The sequence below is a fragment of the Burkholderia sp. IO2 genome, assembly GCF_029522185.1.
In the GTDB taxonomy this organism is placed as follows: domain Bacteria; phylum Pseudomonadota; class Gammaproteobacteria; order Burkholderiales; family Burkholderiaceae; genus Burkholderia; species Burkholderia cenocepacia.
In genome coordinates this window covers 103263-116483 of record NZ_JAKWFH010000002.1, presented here as the reverse complement: position 1 = coordinate 116483, position 13221 = coordinate 103263, and the positions used below count along the sequence as shown (strand labels likewise).

Genomic DNA, 13221 nt, shown 5'->3' with positions numbered 1-13221 from the left:
CCAGCGCGCGCCGGGGCCCGTCAGCGCTCGATCTGCCGGTTCCACCGCGTATCCCACTGCGCGCGGCGCGCATTGATCGCGGTCCAGTCGACCACCGTCACCTTGCGCACCAGGTCGTCGACGTTGCCGAGGCTCTGTTGCATCGGAGCCGGCATCTTCGCGAGGCGGTTGGTCGGAATCTGCTTGCCGGCCTCGGCCGCCTTCGTCTGCGCGGGCGCGGACAGCAGGAACTGCGCGAGCTTCTGCGCGAGTTGCGGATCGGGATTGTTCGCGACCACGCACAGGTCGACGAGCAGCAGCACCGGGCCTTCCTTCGGGTTCGCATACGCGACGGGGATGCCCTTGTCCTGAAGGTCGCCGACGCCGGTCGGCGTGAGCGGGAACAGGCCGGCCTCGCCGGTCTGCACCATCTCGGAGATCTTCGCCGAGTTCGGGATGTACTCGACGACGTTCGGCCCGACCGTGCTCGCCCACTTGCCGAAGCCGGGCTCGACGTTCTGCTCGTTGCCGCCGAGCAGCCGGTTGATCGCGAGGAAGCCGTGCAGCCCGAACGTGCTGCTCGACGCCGACTGGAACACGACCTTGCCCTTGTATTTCGGATCGGCGAAATCCATCCACGAGGTCGGCGGCGCCCAGCCTTTCTCGGCGAACAGCTTCTTGTTGTACGCGATGCCGGTCATCCCGAGCTGCACGCCCGCGCCGACGTCGTCCTTCATCCGCGCGAACGGGTACAGCTCCTTGAGCACCGGCGAATCGTCGAGTTTCTGGCACACGCCGAGGCTTACCGCGCGCGCCATCACGCCGTCGTCGAGGAACGCGACGTGGATCTGCGGCTTGTTGCGGTTCGCGAGCAGCTTCGCGAGCACGTCCGACGACGTGCCGGGCACGATCACCACCTTGACGTTGTTGGCCTTCTCGAAGTCGGGCAGCACCTGGCTCGTATAGGCCTTCTCCATCGGCCCGCCGTTCATGCCGACGTAGATGGTCTTCGTTTGCGCGAACGCGGGCGTGCCGGCGCCTGCGATGCAGAGGGCGGCGGCCGCCGCGATCGTTCCGAGCAGTTTCATCTTTGGGTTTCCTCTTGACGGAAAGGGGCGGTCGGCACGGCTTGCGGGAAGAAGCGGCCGATCGAGAATGCATCGAGTGGCGTCGCGGTTTCGCCGGTGGTGATGAGATCGGCGAGCACGTCGCCGACGCCCGGCGCGAGCAGGAAGCCGCCGCCGGAAAAGCCGAACGCATGCAGCAGATTCGGCGTGGTGCGGCTCGCGCCGATGATCGGGTTGTGGTCGGGTGTGCAGCCCTCGACGCCGCTCCACGTGCGGATCAGCAGTGCGTCGCGCAGCGCGGGCAACAGCGCGCACGCATCGCGCATCACCGCGCGCGTCGTATCGACCGACGGCTGGCCGAACTCGCCGTCGCCGCGGCCCCGGCCGCCGCCGATCACGCAGTTGCCGCGCGCGACCTGCCGCGCGTACACGCCGCCGCCATACACGCCGAGGTTGTGCGCGATGAACGGCGGCAGCGGCTCGGTCACCCACATGTTCGGGTAGATCGGCTCCATCGGTACGGCCTCGCCGAAGCGTTCGGCGATCGTGTTCGCCCATGCGCCCGCCGAATTGATCAGCCACGTCGCGGTGTGCGCGCGGCCGCCCGCCTGCAAGTGAAAACGCGTGCCGTCGTGATGAACCTCATCGACGGCGGTGTGCTCGAACACGTCCGCGCCCGCCGCGCGGGCCGCGCGCGCGAACGCGGGCGACACGAGGCGCGGGTTCGCATGGCCGTCGGTCTCGCACAGCGAGCCGCCGAGCGCCGCGCGGCCGAGCCACGGGTAGCGGCGGCGGAACGCGTCGCCGCGCATCACCTGCAGCGGCAAGCCGTGTTCGCCGGCGAGCACGGCGTACGCGTCGAGCGCATCGAGATCGGCGTCGCTGCGTGCGAGTCGCAAGTGGCCGGACACGACGAATTCGCCATCGATGCGGATCAGCTCGGGCAGGCGATCCCAGATGCGCCGCGCCCGCAGTGCGAGCGGCAATTGCTCGACCGGCCGGCCCTGACAGCGCACGCCGCCGTAGTTCACGCCGCTCGCCTGCGCGCCGCAGTCGCGCCGTTCGAACAGCCCGACGCGCAGCCCGCGGCGCGTCAGCGCGAGCGCGGCCGACGTGCCGACGAGGCCGCCGCCGACGATCGCGACGTCGTAATGCCGGATCTCACTCATCGCGTGCCTCGTCGGGAATCGCCGCGACCTCGTCGCCCGCGAGCGCGGCCGAGATCGGGAACGGTTTCACCGGCGGTTGCGCACGCAACCGTCCGACGTCGGCGAGCGGGCGGCCGGTTTCGGCGGCGAGCACGAGCGCGGCCGCATCGCCGCACATGCGGCCCTGGCAGCGGCCCATGCCGACGCGTGTCAGCGCCTTCAGCCGGTTCAATTCGGTCGCCGCGCCGTCGCGCACGCAGCGGCGCAGCGTGCCCGCGTCGATCTCCTCGCAGCGGCACACGATCGTGTCGTCGGCGCAATGGGCAGCCTGTTCGGCCGGCGGCGCGAACGCCGTTTCGAGGCCGGCGCGGAATGCGCCGATGCGGGCGAGCGTGCGTTCGAGCGCGGCCGCGCCGGGTTTGGCGGACGGCGAGCGCGACGCGATGCCGGCGTCGTCGAGCAACGCGAGCGCCGCGCGCCGGCCCGATGCCTCGGCCGCGTCGGCGCCCGCGATGCCCGCGCCGTCGCCCGCCACGTAGAGGCCGCGCACCGACGTGCGTCCGGCCGCGTCGCGCTCGGGCAGCCAGGCGCGATTGAGCGGGTCGAATTCGAAGCGGCAGCCGGCGAGATCGGCGAGCTGCGTCTCGGAACGCAGGCCGAAACCGAGGCCGAGCGCGTCGCAATCGAGTACGCGTGGCGACGCGGTTTGCCCATCGTCGCCGGCGGCGCGCCATGCGAGCCCCGTCACATGCCGGTCGCCGAGCACGCGCTCGAGCGTGACGCCCGTTTCGATCGCGACGCCATGCGCGCGCAGCCAGCCGATGATGTAGAGCCCCTTCGCGAAGATCGACGGCATGCGCAGCAACGCGGGCGCGGCAGCGGCCTGGCGGCGCAGTGGGCTCGTGTCGAGCACGGCCGCGACGTTCGCGCCGGCCTTCGCATACTGGTAGGCGACGAGGTAAAGCAGCGGCCCCGTGCCCGCGAGCACGATGCGCCGGCCGATCGCGCAGCCCTGCGCCTTCAGCGCGACCTGGGCGCCGCCGAGCGTATAGACGCCCGCGAGCGTCCAGCCCGGCACGGGCAGCATGCGGTCGGTCGCGCCGCTCGCGACGATCAGGTGCGAGTACGGCACCGTCACTTCGCGGCCGTCCTGCAGCGTGTCGACGCGGCCCGCGCCGCATGACCACGCGAGCGTGTTCGGCCGGTAGTCGACCTGCGGCAGCAGCGCGGCCATCGTCTGGTGCACGGCGTCGGCCTTCGCAGCCTCGAAACCGTACAGCGTGCGCTTGCCGCGCACGAATGCGGCGTCGGCCGGCGGTTGGCGGTAGATCTGCCCGCCCCAGCGCGCGTTCTCGTCGATCACGACCGGGTGCAGCCCCGCGTCGACCAGCGCCTCGGCCGCGCGCACGCCGGCCGGCCCCGCGCCGACGATCACCGGTTGCAGTACGGCGCTCACGATGCGTCTCCGGTCGCGGCCGGCCGGGCGGCCGTAAGAATCCGCATGCCGTCGGCGATCGGCGTCGAGCATGCGCGCACGCGTGCGCCGGCTTCGGTGCGCACCCAGCAGTCCTGGCAGGCGCCGATCAGGCAGAAACCCGCGCGCGGCTGGCCGCTGAATTCGCTGACGCGCACGCGACGCTGCGCGACCAGGATCGCGGTGAGCACGGTGTCGCCGGCTAGCGCCTGCGCGGGCCGGCCGTCGAGCACGAACGCGACGGGGGCGCGTTCGCGTTCGGCGACGCGCACGAACTGCGCGCCGTCGTCCGCGACGTGAGTGGAACGGGAAACGGGAGTCGTCATCAATGTTGGCCGATCAGGATGCGGTTCAGGCCGTACACGCGATCGAGCAGCAGCATCGCGCCGGCGGTGATGAAGATGACGAGCGCCGACACCGACGCCATCATCGGGTCGATCGATTCGGTCGCGTACATGTACATGCGCACGGGCAGCGTGACCGTCTGCGGCGACGTGATGAAGATCGACATCGTCAGCTCGTCGAAGCTGTTGATGAACGCGAGCAGCCAGCCGCCCGTGATGCCGGGCACGATCATCGGCAGCGTGATGCGGCGGAAGATCGTCCACGGGTCCGCGCCGAGCGAGCACGCGGCCTGCTCGATGCTGCGGTCGAGGCCGGCGACCGACGCGAGCACGAGGCGCATCACGAACGGCGTGATGACGATCATGTGCGCGAGCACGAGCCACGCGAACGAGCCGGTCGCGCCGATCAGCGCGAAGAAGCGCAGCAGCGCGATGCCGAGCACGAGGCCGGGAATCACGAGCGGCGACAGCAGCAGCCCGTTCAGGAACGCGCGGCCCGGAAACGTCGCGCGGCCGATCGCGAGGCCGGCCGGCAGCCCGATCGCGAGCGACAGCGTGGCCGACGCGAACGCGAGCTTCACGCTGTTGAAGAACGCGGTCACGAAGTCCGGATAGTCGAGGATCGCGCGGAACCAGCGCAGCGACACGCCGCGGGTCGGCAGTGTCAGCGTTTCGTCGGGCGTGAACGCGACGAGCACGACGATCACGAGCGGCGCGAGCACGAACAGGATCACGAGCGTGTGGAAGGCGAGGGCGAAGGGACCGTTCTTTCTCATCGCGATGCGCCTCCGAGGCTGCGCGCGTAGCGGCGTTCGAGCACGCGGTAGTAAGTGAGCATCACGACGAGGTTCGCGGCGAGCAGCAGCACCGCGATCGTCGCGCCGAGCGGCCAGTTCAGCGAGCCGAGGAACTCGTCGTAGACGGCCGTGGCCGCGACCTTCAGCCGTCGTCCGCCGAGCAGGCCCGGAATCGCGAACGCGCTCGCCGACAGCCCGAACACCATCAGGCTGCCCGACAGCACGCCCGGCATCAGTTGCGGCACGACGATGCGGCGCAGCGTCGTGAACGGCGACGCGCCGAGCGACAGCGCCGCGTGTTCGGTCTGCGGATCGAGCCGCTGCAGCGCGGTCCACACGGGAATCACCATGAACGGCAGCATCACGTGCACCAGTGCGATCACGATCGCGAAGGTCGTGTATTCGAGCTTGTACGGCCCGAGACCCACGAGCCCGAGCGCCTGGTTCACGAGCCCGCCGGTGTTCAGCAGCATGCTCCAGCCGAACGCGCGCACGACCACCGACACCAGCAGCGGCGCGAGGATCGCGAGCAGGAACAGCGAGCGCCACGGGTCGCGCATTTTCGACAGCACGTACGCTTCCGGCGTGCCGATCGCGACGCAGATCGCGGTGGTCAGCGCGGCGATCCCGAACGTGCGCGCGAAGATCGTGTGGAAATACGACGAGCCGAGCACTTCCGCGTAGTTGCCGAACTGGAACGCGGCGATCGGGCCGGTGGCCGGGTCGAAGCGGTAGAACGTCAACACGAAGGTCATCGCGAGCGGCACGAGCACGAGCGCGGCGAAGAGTGCGAATGCGGGCGCGCACATCAGCCACAGCGGCGCATGGGCGCGCCAGCTCGCGCGTGTCGTGCGGGCCGGCTGCGTCGCGTGCGCGGCGGTGCGTGTCGGCACCGCGTCATGCGCACCCGATCGCGCGAGCCCGGCCGGTGCGACGTCGGTCGAGAGCGGGCGGGAAGGCGGTCGCATTCAGGCCTCCCGGCGCATCACGCGCACCGCGTCGCTGTGCCAGTCGATGCCGACCGGCGCGCCTTCCGCGAGCGGTTCCGCGCCTTCGTTCTGGCAGCACACGAGCACTTCGCCGAGCGCGCTGTCGACGCGGTACAGCCACTGGCTGCCGAGGAAGAACCGGCTCGTGACGGTCGCGGCGAAGCGGCCGGCGTCGGGCGCGCACAGCCGCAGCTTCTCCGGACGGATGCAGACCGACACCGCGTCGCCGACGCGCATGTCGCGCTCGCGCGGCGGCAGGTGCGCGGTGCGGCCCGTCTCGGCGAGATCGTGCCCGAGGTCGATGCGGATCGCGTCGCCGTCGTGCGCGACGATCGTGCCGGGCAACAGGTTCGCCTTGCCGATGAACTGCGACACGAAGCGGTTTTCCGGGCGCTCGTACGCGCGGTACGGCGTATCGGTCTGCGTGATGCGGCCGGCTTCCATCACGACCACGCGGTCGCTGATCGACAGCGCTTCGGACTGATCGTGCGTGACCATGATCGTCGTCGTGCCGATCTTGCGCTGGATCGCGCGCAGCTCGAACTGCATCTCCTCGCGCAGCTTCGCGTCGAGGTTCGACATCGGTTCGTCGAGCAGCAGCACGGGCGGCTCGATCACGACCGCGCGCGCGATCGCCACGCGCTGCCGCTGGCCGCCCGACAATTCGCGCGGAAAGCGGTGCGCGAGCGCGTCGAGCCGTACGAGCGCCAGCGCCGCGCGGATGCGCTCCGCGCGCTCGGCCTTGTCGACGCCGCGCATGTCGAGGCCGAAGCCGACGTTCTCAGCGACGCTCATGTGCGGAAACAGCGCATAGCTCTGGAACACGATGCCGAGCCCGCGGCGGTTCGGCTTCAGGTGCGTGATGTCCTGCCCGTCGAGCGCGATGCGGCCGCGCGTGACGTCGACGAAGCCGGCGATCATCTGCAGCGTGGTGGTCTTGCCGCAACCGGACGGCCCGAGCAGCGACACGAATTCGCCCTGTTCGACCGACAGGTTGACGTCCGCGACGGCGGTGAGCGCGCCGAAGGTTTTCGTCAGATCCGTAAGCGTGAGAAACGACATGGAGAGCTCCGGTTCGCACACCGCGTGGCCGGTGCGCCGATGACGCGGACTCTAGCCAGCCATATTTCGGCGCGTCAATTTCGAATTCTGCTCAACGGGATGAATTTCGAAAAAATTCCGTTGAACGGAACGAACCGGCCGATCGCAGGCGAATCGTTCCGATGGATGAAGGGCGCCCGAGCCGCGAAACGCACGCGTCAATCCCGTGCACACCCGGATGTCAGCGGAATTTCGACCGGACGACAATGGCGGCTACCCTATTCCGTTCAATGAAATCGTCGAGGAGAGCCGGCATGCAGGAACCCCATTCGCCCGGAACGTCGCCGGCCGCGCGCACGCCGCGCCCGGACGAGGGCGTCGTCGACGCGGCAGATGCGGTCGAGCCGGCCGGCGCGCCCGGTACCGGCATGCTGCAGCGTGCGTTCGCGATCCTGCGCGCGCTGGCCGGCATGCAGCAGGACGGCGTGCGCGTCACGCATCTTGCGAAGGCCGTCGGCCTCACGCAGGGCACCGCGCACCGGATCCTGCAATCGCTGATCGCCGAAGGGATGGTCGAACAGGACGAGCAGTCGAAGCTGTACCGGCTGAGCGTCGACTTCTTCGCGCTCGCCGCGCAGGCCGGCAACCCGAGCAGCATGCGCACGCTGTGCCGTCCAGCGTTGCTGCGGCTGTGCGCGAGCCTCGGCGAGACGATCTTCCTGCTCGTGAAGAGCGGCTTCGACGCCGTGTGTCTCGACCTGTGCGAAGGGCCGTTTCCGATCCGCTCGTTTACCGGCGACATCGGCGGGCGCATCGCGCTCGGTGTGGGACAGGGCAGCCTCGCGATCCTCGCGTTCCTGCCCGAAGCCGAACGCGAGGAGGTGATCCGCTTCAACGTGCCGCGCATTCGCGGCTACGGCGTGCTCGACGAGGTGTATCTGCGCACCGAGATCGAACGCGTGCGGCAACTCGGCTACGCGGGCCGCAATAGCGGCGTGCTCGACGGGATGGCCGGCGTCGCGGTGCCGATCCTCGACCGCACCGGTTATCCGGTCGGCGCGCTGAGCGTCGGCACGCTCGCGTCGCGGCTCGGCGACGACCGGATGCCGATGGTCGTCGAACTGCTGCGACGCCAGGCCGACGCGATCGGCCCGCGCACCAATCCGTTCGACGCCGCGTTGCGGTGGCCGATGCACGGGCTATCGGGGAAAACCGTCTAGCGAGCGTCGCGCGTTGCCGTTTCATCGGCTTGCTTGCGCAAGCCATGCACGTCCGATCAAGGCGCGCAGGGTCCGGCGGACTCGCGCGCTTTCGTTTTTCTTGCGGGCTTGCGCGTGTGGCGCCGCGAGCGCGCGATACGTTCGGATCGAATGGCGTTTTTCGAGGGTTATACGACCTTTGAGCCATATACGTCCCGTTCCATACTTCACATGAACGAGCAAGCCGGAGTCCGCACACAAACGCAATGACGCGTCGCATATCCGGCCTGATCAATCACGACATGAAAAGGAACGGAAGATGCGACTCAAGAGCAAATCGGCATTGATCACGGGCGGCACCAGCGGCATTGGTCTGGCCACCGCGAAGCTGTTCATTTCAGAAGGCGCGCGCGTCGCGGTGACGGGGCGCGACGAGGCCGTATTCGAGCGGGTGAAGGCAGAGCTTGGCGAGCATGCGATCGTGCTCAAGGGCGACGTACGGTCGCTCGACGACATGCGCGCGATTGCAGCGGAGGTCAACGACACGTTCGGCGGCCTCGATGTCGTTTTCGGCAACGCGGGCTGGGCGTTCCCGTCCGCCGTCGACGACATCGACGACACGCTCTACAACGACATCATGGACGTCAACGTCAAGGGCGTGGTGTTCACGCTTCAGGCGGCGCTGCCGTACTTGCGCGAAGGTTCGTCGGTGATCCTCAATACCTCCTTCGTCGCGCAGACCGGCAAGCATGGCATCTCGTTGACCGCCGCAGCGAAGGCCGCCGTGCGATCGCTGGCTCGCAGCTGGTCGTACGAATTTCTCGACCGGAAGATCCGCTTCAACGCGATCGCGCCCGGCGCGATCGACACACCGCTGCTCTCGAAATGGGGCAAGCCCGCCGAATGGGTGCGCGCCCGCAAGGCCGAATTCGCCGAAGCGATTCCGGTGGGCCGCATGGGCACGGCGGACGACATCGCCTGCGCCGCGCTCTATCTCGCCAGCGACGAATCGTCGTTCGTCGTCGGCACCGAGCTGGTCGTCGATGGCGGCGCGTCGCAGCTTTAAGCCCGCGCGTCACGTTTCCCGAGCCCGGTACGTCGTCCCGGCGCGTTCCCCTCCCGATTTCACGTCCGCCGCGCGGTTCGCCGTGGCGGTTATTTGATCCGGCCCGGCGGGGTCGCGCTCGCCCATGGGCCGAAGTGCAAGGAGCAATCATCTTGACCGACAGTAGCGACAACCATGCGCCCACCGGGCCACTCACACGGGCAGGCCGTTCCCGCCGCGATGTCCTGAAGTTCGGCAGCGCCGCCACCCTCGGCGCCGTGCTGGGCGGCAGCGCGTTGCTCGGGCACGCCGCGCCTGCGCCGACACCGACAGGCAGCGCAGGGCTGCTTGCGCCGAACGAGCCGCTCGACATCCTGATCGTCAATTACGACGGCGGCACGCTGCTCGACTTCGCGGGCCCCAGCGAAATCTTTCACCGGCTGCCGAATACGAACGTTCGCTACGCGAGCCTCGATGGCGGCAACGTGACGCTCGAATTCGGCGTCGTGTACGGGAAGACCGAGCGATTGGCGGATATCGACAAGACCGACGTGATCCTCGTGCCCGGCGGGTCCGATTTGTCGGCGCCGATGCGGCCGGCGTATCAGGCGCAGATCCGGCGTCTGGCGGAAAGGGCGAAACACGTGACGTCGGTGTGCAACGGCTCGCTCGTGCTCGCCGCGACGGGCGTGCTCGAGGGCAAGCGCAGCGCGTGCCATTGGGCGTTCGTCAACAAGCTGGCCGAATACGGCGCGATTCCCGTTCCCGACCGCTTCGTCGAAGACGACAACGGCCGCTTCATGAGCGGTGGCGGCGTGACGGCGGGCATCGACTTCGCGCTGCGCGTGGCGGCGAAGCTGCGCGGCCAGCCGGCCGCCGAATACACGCAACTCGTGATCGAATACGATCCCGCTCCGCCGTTCCACTCCGGTCATCCGAGCGATGCACGGCCCGAACTCGTCGCGATGGTCGACAAGAAGCTGCCGGGCGCATCGAAGGGCCTCGCACGCATCCCCGGCGTTCGCTGACACGTTTGCCGGCAACCCGTGCAGGGTTGCCTGCCTCTTCAATTCAAACCCTATTCGGAAATCACTCGATGCGACAGATCCATCCGTGTACGGCTGCGCTTGCAGCCTGCGTGTCCTTTTTCGCACTCGCGACGCCGGCGCTCGCCGCAGGTTCGCAACGCCCGCCCGAAGCGGCCATCAAGGCCGAAAACGCGCGATGGGCGGATGCCTTCGCGCGAGGGGATTACGACGCGATCGGCCGCCTCTACACCGACGACGGCGCGCTTTTGCCGCCGGGAGGCGATAAAGTCACGGGCCGCCGCGCGATCACCGAGTACTTCACCAACGGGTATGCCGGATCGAAACCCGGCACCGTATCGTTCAGCCATTACGAGTTCTACGGCAATGAGCGGGTCGTGACGGAGGTGTCGGATGCGGAGGTTCGCGACGGTGATGGAAAGCTGAAGGTCCGCGCCAAGCAGACGCTCGTCTTTCTGAAGCAGGGCGGCGTGTGGAAGCTGCATCGCGACATGTGGAACGCTTACCCGCCGGTCAAGGATTGACGATCGTCGACGTCCGGCGAAACGACGCTCGACGTGCCCACGCGCCCATCGCCGGTTAGCGGGAAGCGGACCACGCAGCGCGCTGATCGGCAGGGCTCGATCAGCGCGCTGCGTTCGTTCTGCTTTCGCGTCGAATCGCTTGCGGCGGATGCCCGTGCAGCTTGATGAACGCTCGGCGCATCCGTTCGGGATCGGTGAATCCCACTGCCAGCGCAATCTGTTCGATCGGTTCGCTGCCGCCCTGCAGGCGCAGCCTTGCGGCTTCGACGCGCAAACGCTCGACGGCCCGCGCCGGCGTTTCACCGGTTTCCCGGCGAAACGCGCGGCCGAACTGTCGCACGCTCAGGCTGGCGGCATCGGCGAGCCGTTCGACCGGCAACGCTTCGGCCAGATGTTCGCGGGCGAAATTCAGCGCAATGCGGATGCGATCCGATTCCGGCTCCATCTGCGACATCGCGGAGAATTGCGACTGCCCGCCGGGCCGCCGATACGGAACGACCAGCCGCCGCGAAACCTCGCGCGCGATCTCCGCGCTGATGTCCCGTTCGATCATGCCGAGCGCCAGGTCGATGCCGGAGGCAATACCCGCCGACGTCCAGACGCGGCCATCGACGACATAGATGCTGTCGCCGTCGACCCGCGTGCGAGGGAAACGCGACTGCAATTGCGCCGCGTATCGCCAGTGCGTCGCGGCTCTCAAACCGTCCAGCGAGCCGGTTTCGGCAAGCAGGAACGCGCCCGTGCACACGCTTGCCACCCGCGACGCCTTGGCGGCCAGTTTTTTGGCCGCGGCGATATTGTCCGAGGTCTGCATCGGCGCGATATCGCCGCCGACGAACACGACGGTGTCGAACGCGCGTCTTCCGATCGGCTTCGTGTCGATCGAAAGGCCAGTATTGCCGGGAATCGGGCCGCCGGTTGGCGAGATGACGTGAAGCGCGTAGGGCGTATGGCCGGCGGCCGTGGCCACCTGATTGAAGGCCGACAGCGGGCCGCCAAGATCGAGCGCGTCGTAGCCACGGCAAACGAAAAATCCAATGCGATGCATCACGAAGCCATTGATCGAGAACCCCGGAATGGCGAATTCTACCGGGAACCCTCGAATTGTGTCGTTTGACTCGAAACGAGGGAAAACCGTCGTTTACGTCGCCGTCGATCAACTGTATTCGTTTGCGCCGTGCTGATGCGATGCCGACGGAAAGCGATGCTCAGCGACGGTAGATGAACTCGAGATCGGTCGATGCGCCGACCTTGAAATCGTACGTACCGACCCGCTTGAAGGCCGCCTTCTCGTAGAACGCGATGGCCTTCGCATTGCCTGACCACACGCCGAGCCATACCGGGCCGGGGCGCGTCGCGGCGAGATACGCGAGCGCGGTGTCGAACAACGCGCGTCCGGCGCCGGTTCCCTGCGTGCCGCGTCGAAGATAGATCTGATGGATCTCGCCCGAGCCGTCCGCCACTTCCGGGTGCGGAAGCTTGCACGGCCCCGCGTGCGCATATCCGACCAGCGTGCCGTCGTCGCCTTCCGCGACCCACGTCCGGCACTGCGGGTCGCCGAGCTGTTCGGTGATCGCTGCCACCGAGTAAGTCCGGGCCTCGTACTCGGCCAGATCGTTCGGCGGATAGTCGATGCCGAAGCCGTCCTGCAGAAAGGTTTCGCGAAACGTATCGCGTTTCAGTTCGGCAAGCGGTATGGCATCGGCCAGGGTCGCAACGCGGATCAACATGGCGCTTCTCTCGGTTCGGTATCGGGCCGACAGTTTATCCCGGGTGATGTCGAGCAGCCGCTTCGTCGCCTGCCCACCGGCGACCGCCGCACTCGGACGCACGGCGGCCTCGTTCACGTCGACATCGGCAGGCCGCGCAACATCGCTTCCGGTCGGGCAGCGATGTTGCGCGCGGTCGTGCAGGCGGCTTCCCGATGCGGAAAAAAGCGCCGATTTTGCAGCGCAGCGAAAGGCGCCGACGCTCGGCTGGCCCGGCCCCCGTAACCCACGGAAACCGCCGGCACGGTCATCATGCGGATGCCGATGGTTGACCGCCGGCGGACATGCTAGGATTTCCGTCAAACAACTCCGGAGACTGCGATGCCGTTCATCTGCGAAAACGTTGAATGTCGTGCCGTGCTGGCTCGCGGGCAGGTCAGGCACCATCAGGAGGGCGCCGGCTGGTGCTTCTACTGCCCGGACTGCAACACCAGAAACGAGTTGATGAATATCGGCACGCTCAGCGGCCCTGTCGAGCTGGTTCAGCCGGAGCGGGCCAGCCCGCCGCACAAGGTCGTCGCGACGGCCCGGCCGCTGGATGACGGCCGATACGCAGCGCAGTTGAGCGTCCAGCGGGCGCTCGCCGTGAAAGGCACCTATGCGGCCGAAGAGCACTGGGATGAACTCGGCGTATTCGGCGACGCGCAGGAAGCCGTCGCGCACGCGAAGTCGTTCGCCACGGACCTGCTGCAGCGCGCCGCGTAGCCGGCGCTTTTCCGTGAACGAACAAAGGGGCGTCGCGCATTCGTGCGCGACGCCCCTTTGCGTTTTTCGCCCGCGTTCGTCAGTGGTGGATATC

Annotated in this window: 14 protein-coding genes; 5 read left to right on the top strand and 9 right to left on the bottom strand. The window is 68.1% G+C overall.

Annotation, left to right across the window (positions count from 1 at the left end):
• Positions 1–20 precede the first annotated feature (20 nt).
• Genes MMB92_RS01790 through MMB92_RS01760 form a run of 7 tightly spaced genes read right to left on the bottom strand, consistent with a single transcriptional unit; the run spans position 21 to position 6860 of the window.
• On the bottom strand, positions 21–1067 hold the full coding sequence (locus tag MMB92_RS01790) for an ABC transporter substrate-binding protein (protein ID WP_059722443.1): 1047 nt from the start codon (positions 1065–1067) through the stop codon (positions 21–23).
• The gene (locus tag MMB92_RS01785; RefSeq protein ID WP_277562476.1) at positions 1064–2215 is read right to left on the bottom strand and encodes an FAD-binding oxidoreductase; all 1152 of its coding nucleotides are present in this window, start codon (positions 2213–2215) and stop codon (positions 1064–1066) included. The genes MMB92_RS01790 and MMB92_RS01785 overlap by 4 nt, the downstream gene beginning before the upstream one ends.
• Complete coding sequence (locus MMB92_RS01780; protein WP_034202723.1) at positions 2208–3650, bottom strand: NAD(P)/FAD-dependent oxidoreductase; 1443 nt, start codon at positions 3648–3650, stop codon at positions 2208–2210. Before MMB92_RS01780 ends, MMB92_RS01785 begins: the two co-directional genes overlap by 8 nt.
• Positions 3647–3994: a (2Fe-2S)-binding protein gene (locus MMB92_RS01775; protein ID WP_012493144.1), complete on the bottom strand. Its 348-nt coding sequence runs from the start codon at positions 3992–3994 to the stop codon at positions 3647–3649. The genes MMB92_RS01780 and MMB92_RS01775 overlap by 4 nt, the downstream gene beginning before the upstream one ends.
• On the bottom strand, positions 3994–4788 hold the full coding sequence (locus tag MMB92_RS01770) for an ABC transporter permease (RefSeq protein ID WP_226245089.1): 795 nt from the start codon (positions 4786–4788) through the stop codon (positions 3994–3996). The genes MMB92_RS01775 and MMB92_RS01770 overlap by 1 nt, the downstream gene beginning before the upstream one ends.
• Positions 4785–5777, bottom strand: a complete 993-nt coding sequence (locus MMB92_RS01765; protein WP_058902769.1) for an ABC transporter permease — start codon at positions 5775–5777, stop codon at positions 4785–4787. Before MMB92_RS01765 ends, MMB92_RS01770 begins: the two co-directional genes overlap by 4 nt.
• Entirely contained in the window at positions 5778–6860 is a 1083-nt protein-coding gene (locus MMB92_RS01760) for an ABC transporter ATP-binding protein (protein WP_006485925.1), read from the bottom strand.
• 293 nt (positions 6861–7153) lie between these two features.
• Between MMB92_RS01760 and MMB92_RS01755 the strand changes: the two genes are divergently transcribed.
• The 4 genes from MMB92_RS01755 (at position 7154) to MMB92_RS01740 (ending at position 10653) form a co-directional block, all read left to right on the top strand.
• A complete protein-coding gene (locus MMB92_RS01755) occupies positions 7154–8059 on the top strand; it encodes an IclR family transcriptional regulator (RefSeq protein WP_277562475.1) in 906 nt (301 codons plus the stop codon).
• Positions 8060–8357: 298 nt separating this feature from the next.
• Positions 8358–9104 carry an SDR family oxidoreductase gene (locus tag MMB92_RS01750; protein WP_006485909.1) on the top strand — a complete coding sequence of 249 codons (747 nt, stop codon included), beginning with the start codon at positions 8358–8360 and terminating at the stop codon, positions 9102–9104.
• A gap of 152 nt (positions 9105–9256) precedes the next feature.
• Positions 9257–10111 carry a DJ-1/PfpI family protein gene (locus MMB92_RS01745; protein ID WP_006485911.1) on the top strand — a complete coding sequence of 285 codons (855 nt, stop codon included), beginning with the start codon at positions 9257–9259 and terminating at the stop codon, positions 10109–10111.
• A gap of 68 nt (positions 10112–10179) precedes the next feature.
• Positions 10180–10653, top strand: a complete 474-nt coding sequence (locus MMB92_RS01740; RefSeq protein ID WP_006495616.1) for a nuclear transport factor 2 family protein — start codon at positions 10180–10182, stop codon at positions 10651–10653.
• Positions 10654–10753: 100 nt separating this feature from the next.
• Here MMB92_RS01740 and MMB92_RS01735 read toward each other — a convergent pair whose 3' ends face one another.
• Positions 10754–11701 carry a helix-turn-helix domain-containing protein gene (locus MMB92_RS01735; protein ID WP_277562490.1) on the bottom strand — a complete coding sequence of 316 codons (948 nt, stop codon included), beginning with the start codon at positions 11699–11701 and terminating at the stop codon, positions 10754–10756.
• Positions 11702–11861: 160 nt separating this feature from the next.
• Complete coding sequence (locus MMB92_RS01730) at positions 11862–12725, bottom strand: GNAT family N-acetyltransferase (protein ID WP_277562474.1); 864 nt, start codon at positions 12723–12725, stop codon at positions 11862–11864.
• Positions 12726–12743: 18 nt separating this feature from the next.
• On the opposite strand from MMB92_RS01730, the gene MMB92_RS01725 reads away from it, so the two are divergent.
• Positions 12744–13127: a hypothetical protein gene (locus tag MMB92_RS01725; RefSeq protein ID WP_006493487.1), complete on the top strand. Its 384-nt coding sequence runs from the start codon at positions 12744–12746 to the stop codon at positions 13125–13127.
• Positions 13128–13221: the final 94 nt, after the last annotated feature.